This window comes from Streptomyces endocoffeicus, from assembly GCF_016741935.1.
Classification (GTDB): domain Bacteria; phylum Actinomycetota; class Actinomycetes; order Streptomycetales; family Streptomycetaceae; genus Streptomyces; species Streptomyces endocoffeicus.
This window is the reverse complement of sequence record NZ_JAERRG010000003.1, coordinates 457,413-474,460: the sequence shown is the minus strand read 5'-3', so window position 1 is coordinate 474,460 and position 17,048 is coordinate 457,413. Positions and strand designations below refer to the sequence as shown.

15 protein-coding genes are annotated in these 17,048 nt (G+C 71.6%); 3 read left to right on the top strand and 12 right to left on the bottom strand.

Going from position 1 to position 17,048, the window contains the following annotated elements:
• The first annotated feature begins 65 nt into the window (after positions 1-65).
• From JK364_RS12265 to JK364_RS12255, 3 genes are all read left to right on the top strand, one after another.
• Positions 66-3,581 carry an indolepyruvate ferredoxin oxidoreductase family protein gene (locus JK364_RS12265; protein ID WP_201850575.1) on the top strand — a complete coding sequence of 1,172 codons (3,516 nt, stop codon included), beginning with the start codon at positions 66-68 and terminating at the stop codon, positions 3,579-3,581.
• Between the two features lie 55 nt (positions 3,582-3,636).
• Positions 3,637-4,776, top strand: coding sequence for an acyl-CoA dehydrogenase family protein (locus JK364_RS12260; RefSeq protein WP_201850573.1), 1,140 nt, complete (start codon positions 3,637-3,639; stop codon positions 4,774-4,776).
• Between the two features lie 117 nt (positions 4,777-4,893).
• A complete protein-coding gene (locus JK364_RS12255) occupies positions 4,894-5,412 on the top strand; it encodes a hypothetical protein (RefSeq protein ID WP_230991781.1) in 519 nt (172 codons plus the stop codon).
• A gap of 13 nt (positions 5,413-5,425) precedes the next feature.
• On the opposite strand, the gene JK364_RS12250 is transcribed toward JK364_RS12255, so the two are convergent.
• The 12 genes from JK364_RS12250 to JK364_RS12195 form a co-directional block, all read right to left on the bottom strand.
• Complete coding sequence (locus JK364_RS12250) at positions 5,426-6,343, bottom strand: MurR/RpiR family transcriptional regulator (RefSeq protein WP_201850571.1); 918 nt, start codon at positions 6,341-6,343, stop codon at positions 5,426-5,428.
• A gap of 16 nt (positions 6,344-6,359) precedes the next feature.
• A complete protein-coding gene (locus JK364_RS12245) occupies positions 6,360-7,289 on the bottom strand; it encodes a phosphoglycerate dehydrogenase (RefSeq protein WP_201850569.1) in 930 nt (309 codons plus the stop codon).
• Complete coding sequence (locus tag JK364_RS12240) at positions 7,286-7,867, bottom strand: glucose-6-phosphate isomerase (protein ID WP_201850567.1); 582 nt, start codon at positions 7,865-7,867, stop codon at positions 7,286-7,288. Before JK364_RS12240 ends, JK364_RS12245 begins: the two co-directional genes overlap by 4 nt.
• Entirely contained in the window at positions 7,864-8,826 is a 963-nt protein-coding gene (locus JK364_RS12235; RefSeq protein WP_201850565.1) for a shikimate dehydrogenase, read from the bottom strand. The genes JK364_RS12240 and JK364_RS12235 overlap by 4 nt, the downstream gene beginning before the upstream one ends.
• A 54-nt stretch (positions 8,827-8,880) precedes the next feature.
• Positions 8,881-10,380 carry a glycerol kinase GlpK gene (gene glpK, locus JK364_RS12230; protein ID WP_201850564.1) on the bottom strand — a complete coding sequence of 500 codons (1,500 nt, stop codon included), beginning with the start codon at positions 10,378-10,380 and terminating at the stop codon, positions 8,881-8,883.
• Between the two features lie 5 nt (positions 10,381-10,385).
• Entirely contained in the window at positions 10,386-11,477 is a 1,092-nt protein-coding gene (locus JK364_RS12225) for a zinc-dependent dehydrogenase (RefSeq protein ID WP_201850562.1), read from the bottom strand.
• On the bottom strand, positions 11,474-12,562 hold the full coding sequence (locus JK364_RS12220; protein ID WP_201850560.1) for a galactitol-1-phosphate 5-dehydrogenase: 1,089 nt from the start codon (positions 12,560-12,562) through the stop codon (positions 11,474-11,476). Before JK364_RS12220 ends, JK364_RS12225 begins: the two co-directional genes overlap by 4 nt.
• Before the next feature lie 13 nt (positions 12,563-12,575).
• Positions 12,576-13,412, bottom strand: coding sequence for an SDR family oxidoreductase (locus JK364_RS12215; protein ID WP_201850558.1), 837 nt, complete (start codon positions 13,410-13,412; stop codon positions 12,576-12,578).
• A gap of 84 nt (positions 13,413-13,496) precedes the next feature.
• Positions 13,497-14,141, bottom strand: a complete 645-nt coding sequence (gene eda / locus JK364_RS12210; RefSeq protein ID WP_201850556.1) for a bifunctional 4-hydroxy-2-oxoglutarate aldolase/2-dehydro-3-deoxy-phosphogluconate aldolase — start codon at positions 14,139-14,141, stop codon at positions 13,497-13,499.
• On the bottom strand, positions 14,138-15,037 hold the full coding sequence (locus tag JK364_RS12205) for an MBL fold metallo-hydrolase (protein ID WP_201850554.1): 900 nt from the start codon (positions 15,035-15,037) through the stop codon (positions 14,138-14,140). Before JK364_RS12205 ends, eda begins: the two co-directional genes overlap by 4 nt.
• 40 nt (positions 15,038-15,077) lie before the next feature.
• Positions 15,078-15,965, bottom strand: coding sequence for an ATP-binding cassette domain-containing protein (locus JK364_RS12200; protein ID WP_201850552.1), 888 nt, complete (start codon positions 15,963-15,965; stop codon positions 15,078-15,080).
• Positions 15,962-16,999, bottom strand: a complete 1,038-nt coding sequence (locus tag JK364_RS12195; RefSeq protein ID WP_201850550.1) for an ABC transporter permease — start codon at positions 16,997-16,999, stop codon at positions 15,962-15,964. Before JK364_RS12195 ends, JK364_RS12200 begins: the two co-directional genes overlap by 4 nt.
• Positions 17,000-17,048: the final 49 nt, after the last annotated feature.

Genomic DNA, 17,048 nt, shown 5'->3' with positions numbered 1-17,048 from the left:
CTTGTGCTCCTCCGGGTGATGTTGCTGTCCTTGGGCCGGACCCCAGATATGCCGAGGAGGCTCACATGAGCACCGACCCCGCCGCGGTTTCGCTCGAGGACCCCTATACGGCCCGCAGCGGCCGGGTGCTGATCTCCGGCATCCAGGCCCTGGTCCGGCTCACCCTCGAACAGCGTCGGCTGGACGAGGCGCGCGGGCTGGACACCCGCGCGTTCGTCTCCGGCTATCCGGGCTCACCGCTGGCCGGGGTCGATCTGGAGCTGGACCGGGCACGCCGCTTTCTCGACCCCGCCGGCGTGGTGTTCCGGCCGGGGCTCAACGAGGAGCTGGCCGCCACCGCCGTGGCCGGGACGCAGCTGCTGGGGCAGGTCCCCGGGCGCCGCCACGAGGCGGTGACCGGGTTCTGGTACGGCAAGAGCCCCGGTCTTGACCGCGCGGCCGACGCGATGCGGCACGGGACGGTGGCCGGTACGGCGGCGCTGGGCGGCGCGGTGGCCTGGATCGGCGACGACCCCGGCAGCAAGTCCTCGACCGTGCCCAGCTCCTGCGAGCCGATGTGCCAGAGCCTGGCCATGCCCCTGCTCGCGCCCGGCTCCGTACCCGAGATCCTCGAATTCGGACTGCACGCCGTGGCCCTGTCGCGGGCCACCGGCCTCTGGACCGGACTGAAGATCGTCGCGGATATCGCGGACGCCTCGGCGATCGTCGACCTGGACACGCTCCGGCCCGACATCCCCGCCCCGCCCGCCACCCCGCGCGCCGCGCCACCGCCCCTCGTCGGCCCCGCGTCCCTGGACGCCGAGCACGACATGCTCACCCGGCGGCTGGACCTGGCCCGCGCCTACGCCCGCGAGGCCGGGCTGAACCGCATCACCTTCAGCGCCGCGCACGCCACCTTGGGCGTGGTGGCCTCCGGCACCTCGTACGCCGTGGTGCGGCGCGCCCTGGCCGACCTCGGCCTCGGCGAGGCGGACCTGGAAGCCCTCGGTGTGCGGCTGATCCGGCTGGCGATGCCGTTCCCCCTCTGCGACGAGGACCTGGTGGCCATGACCGGCGATCTGGACCAGGTCCTGGTCGTCGAGGACAAGGTGCCCTTCCTCGAAGGGCACCTCAAGGCCGCCCTGTACGGCAGCGCCGACGCGCCCGTGGTGGTGGGCCGCCGCGGCGAGAACGGCCGGCCGCTGCTCACCGCCCGGGGCACCCTGGGCGCCGAGGACGTGGCCAAGGCCCTGGCCCAGCGCATCGGCCAGGACCGGCTGCCGCCGGCCGCGACCGCCCGGCTGGCCTCGCTGGCGCCGCCGCCCGCGCCCCGGATCGCGCTGCCCACCGTGTCGGCGCGCACGCCCTACTTCTGCTCCGGCTGCCCGCACAACACCTCCACCCGCACCGCCGACGACACCCTCGTCGGCGTGGGGATCGGCTGCCACGCCATGATCGCCCTCGATGGCGCGGGCCGCGGCCACCAGATCGGGCTGACCCAGATGGGCGGCGAAGGCGCCCAGTGGATCGGCCTGGCCCCGTTCACCGACGACCGGCACTTCGTGCAGAACCTCGGTGACGGCACCTTCCACCACTCCGGCTCCCTCGCCATCCGCGCGGCGGTGGCCTCGGGCGTGACCATGACGTACAAGCTCCTCTACAACGACGCCGTCGCGATGACGGGCGGCCAGCGGCCCGAGGGGCAGCTTGACGTCCCGGCGCTGACCCGCTGGCTCGCTCTGGAGGGCGTACGGAAGGTCGTGGTGACCACCGCGGCGCCGGCCGACTACCGCGGCGTACGCCTCGACCCGATCGCCACGGTGCGCCACCGCGACGATCTGCCCGAGGCCGAGAAGGAGCTGGCCGCCACCGACGGTGTGACCGTGCTCATCCATGACGACCGCTGCGCCGCGGAGGAGCGCCGGCTGCGCAAGCGCGGTCAGCTGCCCACCCCCGCCGAGAAGGTGGTCATCAACGAGCGGGTCTGCGAGGGCTGCGGCGACTGCGGGGATGTGTCCACGTGTCTGTCGGTGCAGCCCGTGGACACCACCTTCGGCCGCAAGACCCGGATCCACCAGGCGTCCTGCAACTCCGACTTCAGCTGCCTGAAGGGCGACTGCCCCTCCTTCCTCCTCGTCGAGCCGAAGACGGAGACGGCCAAGAAGGCGAAGGGCAAGCGGTCGCGCGCCGTCCCCCAGCCGCCCGTGGCCCTGACCGCGCCCACCCCGGCGGTGGCCGGGGAGAGCACACTGCTGCGGATGCCCGGCATCGGCGGCACCGGTGTCGTGACCGTCTCACAGATGCTGCAGCGGGCCGCCCATCTCGACGGCCGCTACGCGGCCGGGCTGGAGCAGACGGGGCTGGCCCAGAAGGGCGGGCCCGTCGTCAGCGATGTGCGGATCTCGGCCACCCCGGTCACCGGTGCCGTGCGCGCCTCCCGCGCGACCGCGGACGTGCTCATGGGCTTCGATCTGCTCGGGGCGGCCGCCGACGCCAATCTGCGCATCGCCCGCCCCGGCCACACCATCGCCGTCGTCAACTCCGCCATCGTCCCCACCGCGGCCATGGTGACCAACCGGGTCGTCGTGCCCGGCTCCCCGGACGACGCCCTGGAGCGCATCGAGTCGGCCACCCGCCCCGGGGAGAACCTCTACCTCGACGCGCAGAGCATGGCCGAAGCCCTGTTCGGCGATCACCTGCCGACCAATATGCTCCTCGTCGGGGCCGCCTTCCAGCACGGCTGCATACCGCTGACGGAAGCCGCCATCGAGGGCGCGATCCGCCTCGGCGCCGCCGTGGAGAAGAACCTCGCGGCCTTCCGCTGGGGGCGCGCCGCCGCCCTCGACCCCGAGGCCGTACGGCGTGCCCTGGCCACCCCGGAACGGCCGGTCCTGGAGGTCACACCCGAGGCGCACACCATCGCGGCCACGGCCGCCGGGCCCGGAACGCTCCAGGACACCGTCGCCCTGCGCGCCGCCGATCTGATCGGCTATCAGGACCGGGCCTATGCCGAGCGGTACGCCACCGAGGTCGAGCAGGTCGCCGCGCTGGCCCGGCGGCGGGCCGGTGACGAGGCGGGCGAGCGCATCGCCGTCGCCTACGCCGAGGGGCTGCACAGGCTCATGGCCTACAAGGACGAGTACGAGGTGGCCCGGCTGCATCTGGACACCGTGGAACGGGCCAGGATCGCGGACGAGTTCGGTGCCGATGCCACCGTCTCCGTCCTGCTGCACCCTCCGGCGCTGCGCGCGCTGGGCATGAAGCGCAAGATCCGGCTCCGCCGCACCGCACCCGCTCTCTTCTCGCTCCTCCGCGCCCTGCGGCGGCTGCGCGGCACCCGGCTGGACCTGTTCGGATACGCCGAGGTCCGCCGCCAGGAGCGGGCGCTGATCGAGGAGTATCCGCGCCTGGTCCGCGACGCCCTGGCCCGTCTGACGCCCGGCAACGCCACCGCCGTGGAGGATCTGGTCCGGCTCGTCGAGGCCATCCGCGGCTACGAGGACATCAAGCTGGCCCGGGTCGAGGAGTTCCGCACCACGGCCCGCGCGGCTCTGGACGATCTGGCCGCAACCGCCGACGCCCCCGCGGCCGTCTCCGTCTGACCACCCCGGCCCTTAAGCCCTCTCCTCGCCCGTCCGCACCACAGGAGCGCCCCTCATGCCCGTCGACCGTCTGCTTCCCACCCGTGAGGCCGAGGACCTGCTCGACCTCGTCCGCGAGATCGCCGACAAGGAGCTCGCCCTCCGCGTCGACGGGCACGAACGCGCCGAGACCTACCCCGAGGGCCTGTTCCGCCTGCTGGGCGACGCCGGGCTGCTGGGCCTGCCCTACCCGGAGGAGTTCGGCGGGGGCGGCCAGCCCTACGAGGTCTACCTCCAGGTGCTGGAGGAGCTGGCCGCGCGCTGGGCCGCCGTCGCCATCGCCACCAGCGTCCACACCCTCGCCGCCTTCCCCCTGCTCACCTTCGGCACCGCCGAGCAGCGCGAACGCTGGGCGGAGGACATCCTCGGCGGCCGGCTCATCGGTGGGTACAGCCTGTCCGAGCCCCAGGCCGGGTCCGACGCGGCGGCTCTGACCTGCCGTGCCGAGAAGGCCCCCGACGGCTATCGGATCAACGGCGCCAAGGCGTGGATCACCCACGGCGGCAAGGCGGACTTCTACGCCCTGTTCGCCCGCACCGGCCCCGGCAGCGACGGCATCTCCTGCTTCTTCGCGCCCGGCCACACCGAAGGCCTCAGCTTCGGCCGGCCCGAGGAGAAGATGGGTCTGCACGCCATCCCCACCACCTCCGCCTTCTGGGACGACGCCCTCCTCGCCACCGACCGGCTCATCGGCGGCGAGGGCCAAGGGCTCCACATCGCCTTCCAAGCCCTGGACTCCGGCCGGCTGGGCGTCGCCGCCTGCGCCACCGGGCTCGCCCAGGCCGCCCTGGACGCCGCGGTCGGCTACGCCCACGAACGCACCGCCTTCGGCCGCAGGATCATCGACCACCAGGGGCTCGGCTTCCTGCTGGCCGACATGGCCGCCGCGGTCGACTCCGCGCGCGCCACCTATCTGGACGCGGCCCGCCGCCGGGACCGCGGGCGCCCGTACACCCGTCAGGCCAGCGTCGCCAAGCTGACGGCGACCGACGCCGCCATGAAGGTGACCACGGACGCCGTCCAGGTCTTCGGCGGCTACGGCTACACCCGTGACTTCCCCGTGGAGCGCTATATGCGCGAAGCGAAGATCATGCAGATCTTCGAGGGCACCAACCAGATCCAGCGGCTCATCATCAGCCGCCAACTCGCCCCCTGACCGGCCCCGCGACGGAATGTCGCACCCGGGCACGCCGGGACACCGGTCATGATGACCACCATGACATCGGTACGTGGAACGCGCGGGGCACGAGCGCGACAGCCGGGATCAGGCCGTATGGCGGCGGTGATGGCGGTGCTGACCGCTCTGACCGTGGCCGGTTGCGGCGGGTCGGACACGACCGACGGGGCGCCCGCACACAGGGGGAACCCGTCGGAGTCCCGTTCCGCACAGCCCTCGGGCAGCCCCTCCGGCGGTCCCGGCGCCTCGCCGAAACCGTCGGTGTCGGCGGCGGACGGGCGTGATGTCGGCGCCTGCGCGGACGGCGACTGCGAGATCGCGGTGTCCGAGCGGGTGACGGTCCGCTTCAAGGGCCCGGCCGGTCCGGCGACGCTGACGGTGAACGAGATCGGCCCGAACAAGATCATGTACACGGTGAAGTCGGGCAACAACCGCTCCCAGGGCGGGGCGAGCGGCCCCGGCCAGGGGTGCATCACCGTGCTGCGCGACCACGGCAGCAGCAACTCGTGCGGACGGGTGAGCACCATGCGGCCGGCCGCTCAGCCCGGCTCCGTGGTGATCCTGATGGCCGCCGGGGAGGACGGCACGGCGGTCCTGCACATCGTCTCCAGGTGACCGGCCCCGCCGGTCAACTCTCCACCGGCGGGACTCCCGGGGAACGGGAGTGGCGGATGCCCGCCTCGTAGGTCTCCTTGAGGTGGTGGAGGGTGTCGTCGAAGTGGCGTGCCGCATAGGTGGCGTAGAGGATGTCGATCAGCAGCAGCTGACCCCACTTCGAGGTGACGGACTCCCCGTACAGCCCCTCCCCCGCGACGTTGGAGGTGAACAGCGGCACATCGCTGAGCTCCGCCAGCGGGCTGTCCTGGACGGAGGTGATGCCGATGGAGGTGGCCCCGGTCTGCCGGGCGAGCCGCATGGCGTCCACGATGGCGGTGGACTTGCCGGAGTCGCTGATGCCGATGAGCACATCCCGTGGCGTCAGGATGGTGGCCAGCATGACCTGCACGCTCTGGTCGCGGTAGAGCAGACACTTCTTGCCCGCGCGGGTGAACCGCATGACCCCCTCCTCCGCGGCGATGCTGGAGGAGCCCATGCAGCAGAACACCACCGCGTCCGCTTCGTGCAGCAGATCGACGGCCCGGCTGATGGCGTCGCCGCTGACCTGCTTGGCGGTCTGGGCCAGCGTCTGACGGCTGCTGCGCTCGATCTTGCCCACGATGGCGGGGGGCTCGTCGCCGCGGAGGATGCCCTCGTAGACGAACTCCTCGTCCCGGCCGGCGGCGGCCGACCGGGTGGCGAAGGTGGCCTCGGCGAGGCTGAGGCGGAGCGAGTGATAGCTGTCCATGCCCAGCTCGCGGACGAACCGGGACACCGTCGACTCGGCCACGCCGCACGCCGAGGCCAGCTGCGAAATGGTCATCGACTGCGCCTGCCGGGGGTGGGCCAGCAGATACTCGCCGATCTGGCGCAGCGCGCCCGGTAGGTAGGGCAGTTTGCTGGTGATGAGGTGCAGCACATTGCCGGCCTCATCCGCCGGGACAGCCATGACTCGCTCCGTGGTCTCAGAAAGGGGGGTTAAGTACCCGTAGCAGATTCTCCACGGCCGCGCGGGTGGCGCGCTCCACACTCTCCCCGGTGTACCCCCCGATATGGGGTGTGGTGATCACTCGCGGGTGGTGGAGCAGCTCCTGGGGCTCCGGCGGCTCCTGGTCGTACACATCGGTGGCGTACCCGATGAGCCGGCCGTCCTCGAGGGCGTCGAGGACCGCGCCGTCGTCGACCAGGCTCGCGCGGGCCGTGTTGACCAGATGGGCGCCGGGCCGCATGGCCGCGATGGCGGCCTTGTCGATGAGTGGCCGCTCCGCGGGCGGGCAGTGCAGGGTCACCGCGTCCGCGCGGGCGAGCAGATCGTCCAGCGTGGTGTACGAGAAGTCCCCGGCGGGGGTGAACTCCGGGTCGGGGAACGCGTCGAAGGCGCGTACGGACATGCCGAGCCCGAGGCCGAGCCGGACCACCCTGCGGCCGATCTGCCCGCACCCCACGACCCCGAGGGTGCGCCCCGCCACCTCGCGGCCCTCGATCCGCTGCCACCGGCCGGCCTTGAGCGCCGTGTCCTGCGGGGGGATGTGGCGCAGCCCGGCGAGCATGAGGGCGATGGCGAGTTCGGCGACGCCCTGGGCGTTGGCCCCGGCGGCGGTCTCGACGGCCACCCCCCGCTCGGCGGCGGCGGTCAGGTCGACGGAGTCGACTCCGACGCCGTTGCGGCTGATGACCTTGAGGCCGGGGGCCGCGGCCAGCACCTCGCGGGTGATCGGCTCGACCCCGGCGAGATAGCCCACGCACGAGGGCAGGAACCGCAGCTGCTCCTCGCGGGTGGGCTGGCGGCCGGGGGTGGGGAACAGCAGGTCGTAGCCCGCCGCCTCCAGGGCGGCCAGCGCGGGGTGGCCGCCCTGGGACAGCGAGCGTGGCGTCACGGCGATCCGGTTCGTCACCGCGCCCACTTCGGGTTGTCCACGACCGCCGGGGCGCCGTCGCGCTCCACCACGATCTTGCGGAAGCCCTTGGACTCGATGGTGCCGTAGTCGTGTCCGGCGTGGCCGGGGAAGGCGAAGAAGGTGATCAGCGGCTCGTCGGGCGAGGTGTTGATGGAGCGGTGGGCGTACCGGCCGGGGACGTAGACGCCCTGGCCGGGGGTGAATTCCTGCCACTGCACATCGCCCTCGGGGTTCTCCATCATCATCAGGCCCCGGCCGCGCAGGCAGTAGTAGATCTCGGCGGTGTCGAGCACGGAGTGGAAGTGGCCCTTGGTCATGAAGTACTCGTCACCGACCTTGCCCGGGTAGGTGATGCTGGTGCCGTAGGCAACCTCCCCGGAGCTCTGGGGGACGCCCATGTCGAAGAACTCGTAGACCAGGACGTCCTCTTCGGCCAGGCGCTCCGCGGCCCGCTGGTCGGCGTACATCCCGGCCATGGCGGACATGCGGCGCTGGAGCGGCTTCCTGGTCCGGGAGAGCCCGGTGTCGAGGCTGAAGTCGGTGACGACGGCGGGGCGGGGGGCGGTGGTGCTCATGCGTGCTCCTTGGTGACGTCGCGGGCGATGCGGGACAGCCGCTCGAAGACGGGGCCGTGGGTGGGGATGTCGATGTGGAAGACCTCGGCCATGACACGGGTCCAGCCGTGGATGAAGTACCGCCAGCCATCCACGACGCGCGGCCCGGAGGCGTCCCGCTGGGCCCGTGCCTGGTCCAGGAAGACCAGGTCGCCGCGGTAGTTGAAGTCCCAGGCGATGGCGTCGGCGGGGAACCGGGCGGCGTCGGTGAGCGGGGATCCGGGCCGGTCCTTGCCGAGTCCGGTGGCGTTGACCACGACGGAGCCGGGGGAGAGTGTCCGCAGCTGTGCGTCGTTGTCGCTCGGCTCGGGGGCGAGCCGGTAGTCGATGGGGATGGCGAGGCCGAGGCGTTCGTGGACGGTACGCATCTCGCGCAGCCGGGCCTCGCGGCGGCCCGTGACCACGATGCGGGAGGGGACGTCGCCACCGGCCGCCTCGCGGTTGTGCAGATACAGGGTGAGGGCGAGGGAGGAGCCGCCCGCGCCGAGCAGCAGCAGTTCGCCCCCGGTGCGGGACCAGTAGCCGTCGGGCACGATGGCCTCCAGGGCCAGACCGCTGGTGACGGGGTCCATGGCGTGGCCCCACAGCTGGTCGCCGCGTTTGGAGACGCTGCTGACCTCGTCCAGCAGCTCGGTTTCGTGGCCGACGCCGTCGAAGAGTTCGTGGGCGGCCTTGTAGAGGTTGAGCTTGTGGGTGGTGACCAGGGCGCCGAGCGAGTGCGGGTCGTGCTTGATGAAGTCGACCACCTCCCGGTAGTGCTCGGGGGTGTCGTCCAGCGGGAGGTCGATGCCCTCGATGACGGCGTCGAGGTTCAGCTCGCGCGCCCACGCCGGGAAGACCTTCATGATGGAGGACTTGGTGGTGGTGACGCCGATGAAGTACATCGTCGGGCGGGCGGCGGCGGAATACGTCCGCGGCATGTCAGTTCTCCTTCGAGGAGCCGTGCGGTGGTACGGGCCGGGTGGGCGGCCGGGTCAGTGCTCCTCCCAGTCCCGGGCGCAGCCCACCGCCTTCTGCCAGCCCGCGTAGAGCCGGTCGGCCCGTGCGCGGTCCATCGCGCAGTCGAAGCGGCGCTCGAGCCGGAAGGTGCCGGACAGCTCGGCCCGGTCCTTCCAGAACCCGGTGGCGAGCCCGGCGAGGAAGGCCGCGCCACGGGCCGAGGACTCGATGACGGTGGGGCGCAGCACGGGGACGTCGAGGATGTCGGCCTGGAACTGCATCAGGAAGTTGTTGGCGGTGGCCCCGCCGTCGACCTTGATCTCCCGCGTGGTGAGGCCCGAGTCGCCCTCCATGCAGGTGATGACGTCGCGGATCTGGTAGGCGATGGACTCCAGCGTGGCGCGGATGACGTGCTTGCGGCTGGCGCTGCGGGTCAGGCCGAGGATGGCGCCCCGCGCGTACTGGTCCCAGTAGGGGGCGGCGAGCCCCACGAAGGCCGGTACGACATAGACGCCGTTGGTGTCGGGGACGTTGAGGGCGGCGTACTCGGTGTCCTCGGCGTCGTAGACGATCTGGAGCTCGTCGCGCAGCCACTGGATGGAGGCGGCGGCCACGAAGATCAGCCCTTCCAGGGCGTACTCGACGCCGCCGTCCACGCCCCAGGCGATGGTGGTGAGCATGCCGCTGCCGCTGAAGACGGGGCTGTCGCCGGTGTTGAGGACCAGCGAGGCTCCGGTGCCGTACGTGGCCTTCACCGAGCCCGGGTCGAAGCACGCCTGGCCGAAGAGCGCGCCCTGCTGGTCGCCGACGGCCGAGGCGACCGGGATCCGGGCGCCGAGCAGCACCGACTCCTCGGTGTGGCCGTAGACCTCGCTGGTGGGGCGCACCTCGGGGAGGATCTCGCGGGGGATGTCGAGCTCGTCGAGCAACCGCTGGTCCCAGTCCAGCCGGGTGATGTCGAACAGCATGGTGCGCGAGGCGTTGGTGTAGTCGGTGACATGTGCGGCGCCGCCGGTGAGGTTCCAGATCAGCCAGGTGTCGACGGTGCCGAAGGCGAGCTCGCCGCGCTCGGCGCGCTGCCGGGCGCCGGGGACGTTGTCGAGGATCCACTTCACCTTGGTGGCGGAGAAGTAGGCGTCGATGATCAGCCCGGTGGTCCGCTTGACGTACTCCTCCAGGCCGCGGGCCTTGAGCTCCTCGCACAGCGCGGCGGTGCGGCGGTCCTGCCACACGATGGCGTGGTGCACGGGCTCCCCGGTGGCGCGGTCCCAGACCACCACCGTCTCACGCTGGTTGGTGACGCCGATGGCGGCGATGTCCTCGGCGCCGCACTCGGCCTGGGCCAGCACCTGCTTGGCGACGGTGACCTGGGTGTTCCAGATGTCCAGCGGGTTGTGCTCGACCCAGCCGGGCTGCGGATAGATCTGCGGGAACTCCTGGCTGACGCACGCGGCGATGTCGCCCGCCTTGTCGAAGAGGATGGCCCGGATGCTGGTGGTGCCGGCGTCGAAGGCCATGACATAGCGGTGGGTCATGGATGTCACCTGCCTTCTGCCGAGGCGGGGCGCGATGTGGTGGCATGGGGGTCGCCGTCGAACGCGACCATGGCCTTCATCCCGGCCCCGGAGGCCGCGTAGCCAAAGGCATCGTGGATCTTCTCCAGTGGGAACACCTCACTGACCAGTGGTGACAGATCGACGCGGCGCTCGCCGACCAGCCGCAGACAACGGCCGTAGTCGCCGTTGGTGGAGCCGGTCGTCCCGGTCAGGGTGAGGCCCTTGTAGTGCACGGCGTTGGTGTCGAGCGGGATGGTCCGCGCGGCGCCGAGGCCGGCGAAGTAGTTGAGCCGGCCGTGCGGGGCGAGCAGTTCGGCCGCCTGCGCCTGCACCTGGGGGTCGGACACGGCCGTGATGACCACGTCCGCGCCCCGGCCGCCGGTGTGCTCGCGCACCACCTCGGCCAGGTCCTGTTCGCGGACCCCGACGCACACATCGGCGCCGAGCCGGGCGGCGAGGTCCAGACGGGGGCGACCGCGGTTGGAGACGATCACCTTACGGGCCCCGGCCAGCTTGCCGAGCAGCACATGGAACGCGCCGATCGGGCCCGCGCCGGTGATGACCACGACGTCCTCGGGGCCCACCCGGAGCCCGCGCTGCCCGCTGTAACAGCAGGAGAACGGCTCCACCAGGGCCGCCTCGGCGTACGAGACGCCCTCGGGGATCTCGAAGACGTTGCCGCGCTGGACGGCGAAGCCGGGCACCCGCAGCAGTTCCTGGAAGCCGCCGTCGATGCTGATGCCGAACGCCTCGTAGTCCGGACACATGTTGTTGTAGCCGTGGCGGCACATGTCGCAGCGGCCACAGCCCACGTTCGGGGTGACGGTGACCCGCATGCCCGGGTGGAACGCGGTCACCCGCGGCCCGGTCGCCACCACGTCCCCCGCCACCTCATGGCCCAGCACCCGCCGCTGCCCGTCGCGGATCTTGAAGTGGCCGTGCTTGAAGATGCGCAGGTCGGTGCCGCAGATGGAGGCCGCCCGGACCCGCACCAGCAGGTCGTCGCCGACGACGGTGGGCTCGGCCACGTCCTCGACCGCCAGCTCCCCGGGCCGGTGCAGAACGGCGGCCCTCATGACGCACCTCCGACGACACCGGGCCGGATGAGCTCGGCCTGGGCCTGGTCGGCGACCGCGAAGACGACCTTGTTGTACCAGGTGCGGCGCTCCAGCATGTCGGCGAACATCGCCGGTGCCTCCTCCAGGCTCGGGGTGTGGCTGATGAGTGGCGCCACCTTCAGATCGCGGCCCAGGTGGTGGACCACCATGTCCCATTCGCTGCGCCCGGCCGGGGTGATCCTGGAGTTCCAGGTGCCGTAGACGCGCAGCTCACGGCGGAGGATCGAGGAGACCAGGGCGCGCGGCAGGGTCAGGTCACCGGAGATGTCGCCCAGGAGCGTCACCTGGCCGAGCGGGGCCGCCGCGGTGATGGCCTGGACGAGGGTGGCGGGCAGACCGCTCGCCTCCACCGCGCAGTCCACGCCCCGGCCGCCGGTCAGCTCGCGGACCGTGTCCACCGTGTCACCGGCGGACGCGTCGATGACCGGGAAGCCGAGACCGGCCATGACGGCGCGCTTGCGCTCGTCGACATCGGCCACGTACACCTCACTGGCGCCCAGGATGCGCAGCCACTGGGCGGCCAGCGCCCCGATGGGCCCCGCCCCGATCACCAGCGCGGTGGCGTGGGCGGGCAGCTGGAACTTCAGCATGGCGTGCAGGGCGACCGCGGCCGGCTCCACCATGGCGGCGTGCACCAGCGGCACATCCCGCGCCACCGGCACCAGATTGGCCTCGGGCACCTGGAGGAACTCGGCCATGGCACCGTCGCGCCGCGACCCGTAGTAGTCGTAGCCGGAGCCGACGGCGTACTCGCCGATCTGGGTCATCGGATCCGCCGGATCGGGCAGGAGGGGGAAGACCGCCGCGCGGTCCCCGGGGCGGAAGCGGCTTCCCTCCGGGGCCTCCTCGACCACGGCGGAGAACTCGTGGCCCAGGACGAGCGGATAGTGATACGCCTTCCCGCGGCCGAACCTCAGCACGTCCGAGCCGCATACGCCCACACCGCCGACGCGGACGAGGACGGAACGGTCGCCCACGGGAGCGGGGGCGGGGATGTCGGTGAGGGTGAGCACGCCCTCGGATTGCAGTACTGCTGCCTTCATCGCTTGGTCCGCCTCAGACTTCCATGCCGTAGCGGTGTGCCTTGTGCGTCGGGTAGAGCGCGATCTGGGGGATGGTGACGTCGGGCGTGCGCGTGGCCACGTAGAGGGACACCTCGGCGACGTTGTCGACGTCGATGCAGCTGGCGTGGATGCCCTCGGCGAGCTCCTTGTCGTCCAGCCAGCCGTCGAGGTAGGCGGGGATGTCGCCGTCGTACAGGCCCTTGTCGATGATCTCGGTCATCGGGGTCTTGACGTGGGACGGGTTGATCACCGTCACACCGATGTTCTTCTCCTTGCCCTCAAGGAGAATGTTCTTGCTGAATCCCATCATCCCGTGCTTGGAGGCGCGGTAGGGGCTGTGGCCGGGGCCGGATGCCAATCGGGCCGAGGACGATCCCATATTGATGACGCGCCCGCCGGTGGACTGCCGCTCCATGATGCGGAACGCCTCGCGGCAGCACAGGAAGACCGCGGTCAGATTGGGGCCGATGGTCTTGTTCCACTCCTCCAGCGTCACCTCGGTCACCGGGGGTGAGAGGGAGTCGCGGCCCGCGCTGTTGACGAGGAGATCGACCTGGCCCCACTCCTCCATGGCGGTCCGGAAGAAGCTCTGGACCTGCTCCTCCTCGGTGACATCGGCCTCGATGCCCACGCAGTGGCCGCCCTGGGACTGGATGGAGCCGACGACCTGCTGGAGCCGCTTGCCGTCGATGTCGACCAGGAGGACCTTGGCCCGGTTGGCCGCGAAGATCCGGCCGACGGCCTCGCCGATACCGGAGGCGCCACCGGTGATGATGGCGACCTTGCCCTCCAGCGCGATGCCGGGGGCGGGTTCGTAGGTGGTGGTCATGCTGTCCCTTTGGGGTGTGGTGGGTGGGTGTTCGGAGATGGCTTTGAGGGGGTGGCGTTGAGGGTGGTTTTCAGGAGGTGGTTTTCAGGGGGTGGCCGCGGCGGCGATCTCGACCGCGCCGCGGGCGTTGCGCCCGATGGCCTCGTACTCCCCGTCGGCCAGCAGCGCCGTACTGGCGATCCAGGTGCCACCGCAGGCGGCCACGTGCGGCCGGCTGAGATAGCCGGGGAGGTTGTCCGGTGTCAGGCCGCCGGTGGGCATGAACGCCATTCCGTCGTACGGAGCCGCCATGGCGTCCAGCAGCCGCAGTCCGCCCGACGCCTCGGCCGGGAAGTACTTCACCAGCGGCAGTCCCCTGGCCACGGCCGCCTCGATACCGGTGGGGCTGTTGATGCCGGGGACGACGGGGATCTTCCGCTCCAGGCAGTGGTCCACGACGTCCGGGTTGAAGCCGGGCGCCACCACGAACTGGGCTCCCGCGTCGATGGCGTGGTCCACGGTCGCGCGGTCCAGGACCGTACCGGCGCCGACCAGCAGCCCGGGGTGGCGGGCCCGCAGGGTGGCGATCCCGTCCCGGGCGGCCGGGGTGCGGAAGGTGATCTCGGCGACCGGCAGTCCCGCCCCGAGCAGCGTCTCGCCGAGCGGGTCGGCGTGGCGTACGTGGGGCAGGGTGACGACCGGGACGACCCGGACGCGGCGCAGTTCGCCGAGGAGTTCGGTGGGGTTCATCGGTCCTCTTTCGCGGTGGGGCCGCCCGGGGTGAGGACGTAGGCGTCGCCCACCCGCGGCACGGTCCAGGACAGTGGCGTGGCGCGGCGGCGCAGCGCGTCGCGGGTGTCCTCCGGGTCGACGGTGTTGAAGTCGAACAGGCCGAAGTGGTGGCAGAGCAGCTGCGGGATTCCGGCCGCCTCGCACAGCTCGGCCGCCTCCCGGACGGTGAAGTTGCCAGGGACGCCGTTCTCGGTGCGGTGGCGGTCGCGCCCGTTCACGGGCAGCAGCGCCACGTCGGCGCGGAGTGCGCGCAAGCGCTCGGCCTGTCCGTCGTACGGGACGCAGTCGCCGGAGTGGTAGACGCGGACACCGCCGACCGTGAGCACATAGCCGAGGAAGCGGTGGTCTCCGTGCTCGTCCTGTTCGAGGTGTTCATGGGCGGCGGGGACCGGTTCGACGGTGCTCCCGCCGTCCAGTTCCACCCGCTCACCCGCGGTGGTCCCGGTCAGCCGGGCGGCGGGTACGCCACGCTCCAGGGCCCGCGCCCGTTCGGCGCGCGGGACGACGAAGCGCGGGTCGTTGTGCGGGAGCAGGGCCCGGATGGTGCCCGGGTCCATGTGGTCGGTGTGTCCATGGGTGCACAGCACCGCGTCCACCCCGCGGATGGCCTCCGGTGCCACCGGGGCGGAGTGCATCCGGCGGTGCGGGAAGAGCGTGCCGCGGTACTTCTCGGCGAGGGTGTCCGAGAGGTACGGGTCGATCAGGATCAGCCCGCCGCGGTGGCGCAGGGCGAATCCGGCCTGCCCGAGCCACCACAGCGTCACATCGTCCGGTCCGGCCTCCGGCGGGGCGGCGAAGGTGCCGGTGAGAGGAGTGCCGGACACGGGGCGCACGGCGGGCCGTGTGATGTTCATGCGTGCTCCCGGTGGGTGGGGGTGGGGTCGCGGTGTGCGGTCACGGGGTGCCCGCCGGGGATCTGCCGTCGAGCTCCGCGGGGTCCAGCGCTCCGGTCATCAGGGCGACGGCGTCGGGCATCGTGATGTCGGAGGTGCGCACCAGGGCGACGCGCCGGCCCAGCCGCTGGACGTGGATACGGTCGGCGACGTCGAAGACATGGGGCATGTCGTGGCTGATCAGGATGACCGGCACGCCCCGGCCGCGGATTTCGCGGATGAGGTCGAGCACCCGCTGCGACTCCCGCACCCCGAGCGCCGCCGTCGGCTCGTCCATGATGATCACCCGGCTGCCGAAGCACGCGGCGCGCGCCACGGCGACGCCCTGGCGCTGCCCGCCGGAGAGCGTCTCCACCGGCTGGGAGAAGTTCTGGATGGTCAGCAGCCCGAGGGAGGTGAGCAGTTCCCGGGTCTCCTCGCGCATCCCCTTCTTGTCCAGCAGCCGGAGGACGCTGCCGAGCGGGCCGGACCTGCGGCGCTCACGGCCGAGGAAGAGGTTGGCGGGAATGTCCCGGGAGGGCGCGACGGCCAGGTTCTGGTAGACGGTCTCCAGTCCGTGGTCCCGCGCGTCCAGGGGGTTGCGGAACCGCACCGGCTCTCCGAAGAGACGGATCTCCCCGGCGTCGGGGACCTCCGCCCCGGAGAGGCACTTGATGAGCGTCGACTTGCCGGCGCCGTTGTCGCCGATGACGGCGAGGACCTCACCGGCGCGCAGCTCCACATCGGCCCCGCCGAGGGCGGTGACATGTCCGTAGCGCTTGACCAGGCCGCGCGCCTGGAGGGCGAGTACGTCGGTGGTGGTGTTCCCGGGATTGTTCCGGGGACTGCTCTGGGGATTGTTCCGGGGACTGTTCCGGGGACTGTTCCGGGGACTGTTCCGGGGATTCATGCCGCCACCTTCCGGATCCACTGGTCGGCGGCGACGGCCACGATCACCAGGACCCCCACGGTGAAGACCTGCCACAGGGCGTCCACTCCGGACAGGGCGAGTCCGCTGCTAAACACGCCCACGATGAGCGAGCCCAGCAGGGTGCCGAGGACATGGCCACGGCCGCCGAAGAGGCTGGTGCCGCCGATGACGACGGCGGTGATGGACTGGAGGTTGAGGTTCTCACCGGCCTGCGGGCTGACCGAGCCGATCCGCCCGATGAGGAACCACGCGGCGAGACCGCAGATCAGCCCCGCCACCACATACACGCTGAGCAGCACCCGCCCGGTGCGGATCCCGCTGAGGCGGGCCCCCTCGCGGTTGTCGCCCACCGCGTGCAGATGGGCGCCCCACGCGGTGCCCCGCAGCAGATAGGCCACGGCGGCGAAGCAGCCGATCATCATCAGCGAGCTGTAGGTGACATCGGTGCCCAGCACATTGACGGAGCGGCCCGGCCAGCTCAGCAGGGCCGGCACGTCCTGGGCCCGGATGGTCTCGCTCCGCGAGTAGAAGAGGGTGAGGGCGGAGAAGACGCTGAGGGTGCCGAGCGTGGCGATGAACGGCGGAATGCGGAACCGGGTGACCAGCACCCCGTTGAGTCCGCCGCAGACGCCACCGATGACGACGCCGAGCAGCAGGGCCAGGGGCACCGGCAGACCGTGGTCCACCGCCAGCTTGCCCATCACCACGGAGGCGAGCACGGTGATGGCCCCGACCGACAGATCGATGCCCGCGGTCAGCACGATCAGCGTCTGGGCGATGCCGACCATGCCGATGATCTGCACCTGCTGGACGATCAGCGAGATATTGAGCGGATCGCTGAACCGGGACCCCACCCACACGCCGAAGAACAGCGAGGCGAGGAGCAGCACGATGAGCGGGCCGAGCAGCGGCTTGGTGTGCAGGGCCGCCTGTCCGCGGGTGAGCGCTCCGCGCTGCCGCGGCCGTGCGGTGGGTGGGTCTGCGGCGATTGGCGGGACGGTGTCGTGCACCACGGTCAACTCCTGGAAACGGTAAGGGATATGTGGGTGTGCCGGACGTCCG

Bases quoted from the DNA above. Each gene is read 5' to 3' on its own strand.
- JK364_RS12265 (WP_201850575.1), top strand. From the start codon at position 66: ATGAGCACCGACCCCGCCGCGGTTTCGCTCGAGGACCCCTATACGGCC.
- JK364_RS12260 (WP_201850573.1), top strand. From the start codon at position 3,637: ATGCCCGTCGACCGTCTGCTTCCCACCCGTGAGGCCGAGGACCTGCTC.
- JK364_RS12255 (WP_230991781.1), top strand. From the start codon at position 4,894: ATGGCGGCGGTGATGGCGGTGCTGACCGCTCTGACCGTGGCCGGTTGC.
- JK364_RS12250 (WP_201850571.1), bottom strand. From the start codon at position 6,343: ATGGCTGTCCCGGCGGATGAGGCCGGCAATGTGCTGCACCTCATCACC.
- JK364_RS12240 (WP_201850567.1), bottom strand. From the start codon at position 7,867: ATGAGCACCACCGCCCCCCGCCCCGCCGTCGTCACCGACTTCAGCCTC.
- JK364_RS12235 (WP_201850565.1), bottom strand. From the start codon at position 8,826: ATGCCGCGGACGTATTCCGCCGCCGCCCGCCCGACGATGTACTTCATC.
- glpK (WP_201850564.1), bottom strand. From the start codon at position 10,380: ATGACCCACCGCTATGTCATGGCCTTCGACGCCGGCACCACCAGCATC.
- JK364_RS12225 (WP_201850562.1), bottom strand. From the start codon at position 11,477: ATGAGGGCCGCCGTTCTGCACCGGCCCGGGGAGCTGGCGGTCGAGGAC.
- JK364_RS12220 (WP_201850560.1), bottom strand. From the start codon at position 12,562: ATGAAGGCAGCAGTACTGCAATCCGAGGGCGTGCTCACCCTCACCGAC.
- JK364_RS12215 (WP_201850558.1), bottom strand. From the start codon at position 13,412: ATGACCACCACCTACGAACCCGCCCCCGGCATCGCGCTGGAGGGCAAG.
- eda (WP_201850556.1), bottom strand. From the start codon at position 14,141: ATGAACCCCACCGAACTCCTCGGCGAACTGCGCCGCGTCCGGGTCGTC.
- JK364_RS12205 (WP_201850554.1), bottom strand. From the start codon at position 15,037: ATGAACATCACACGGCCCGCCGTGCGCCCCGTGTCCGGCACTCCTCTC.
- JK364_RS12200 (WP_201850552.1), bottom strand. From the start codon at position 15,965: ATGAATCCCCGGAACAGTCCCCGGAACAGTCCCCGGAACAGTCCCCGG.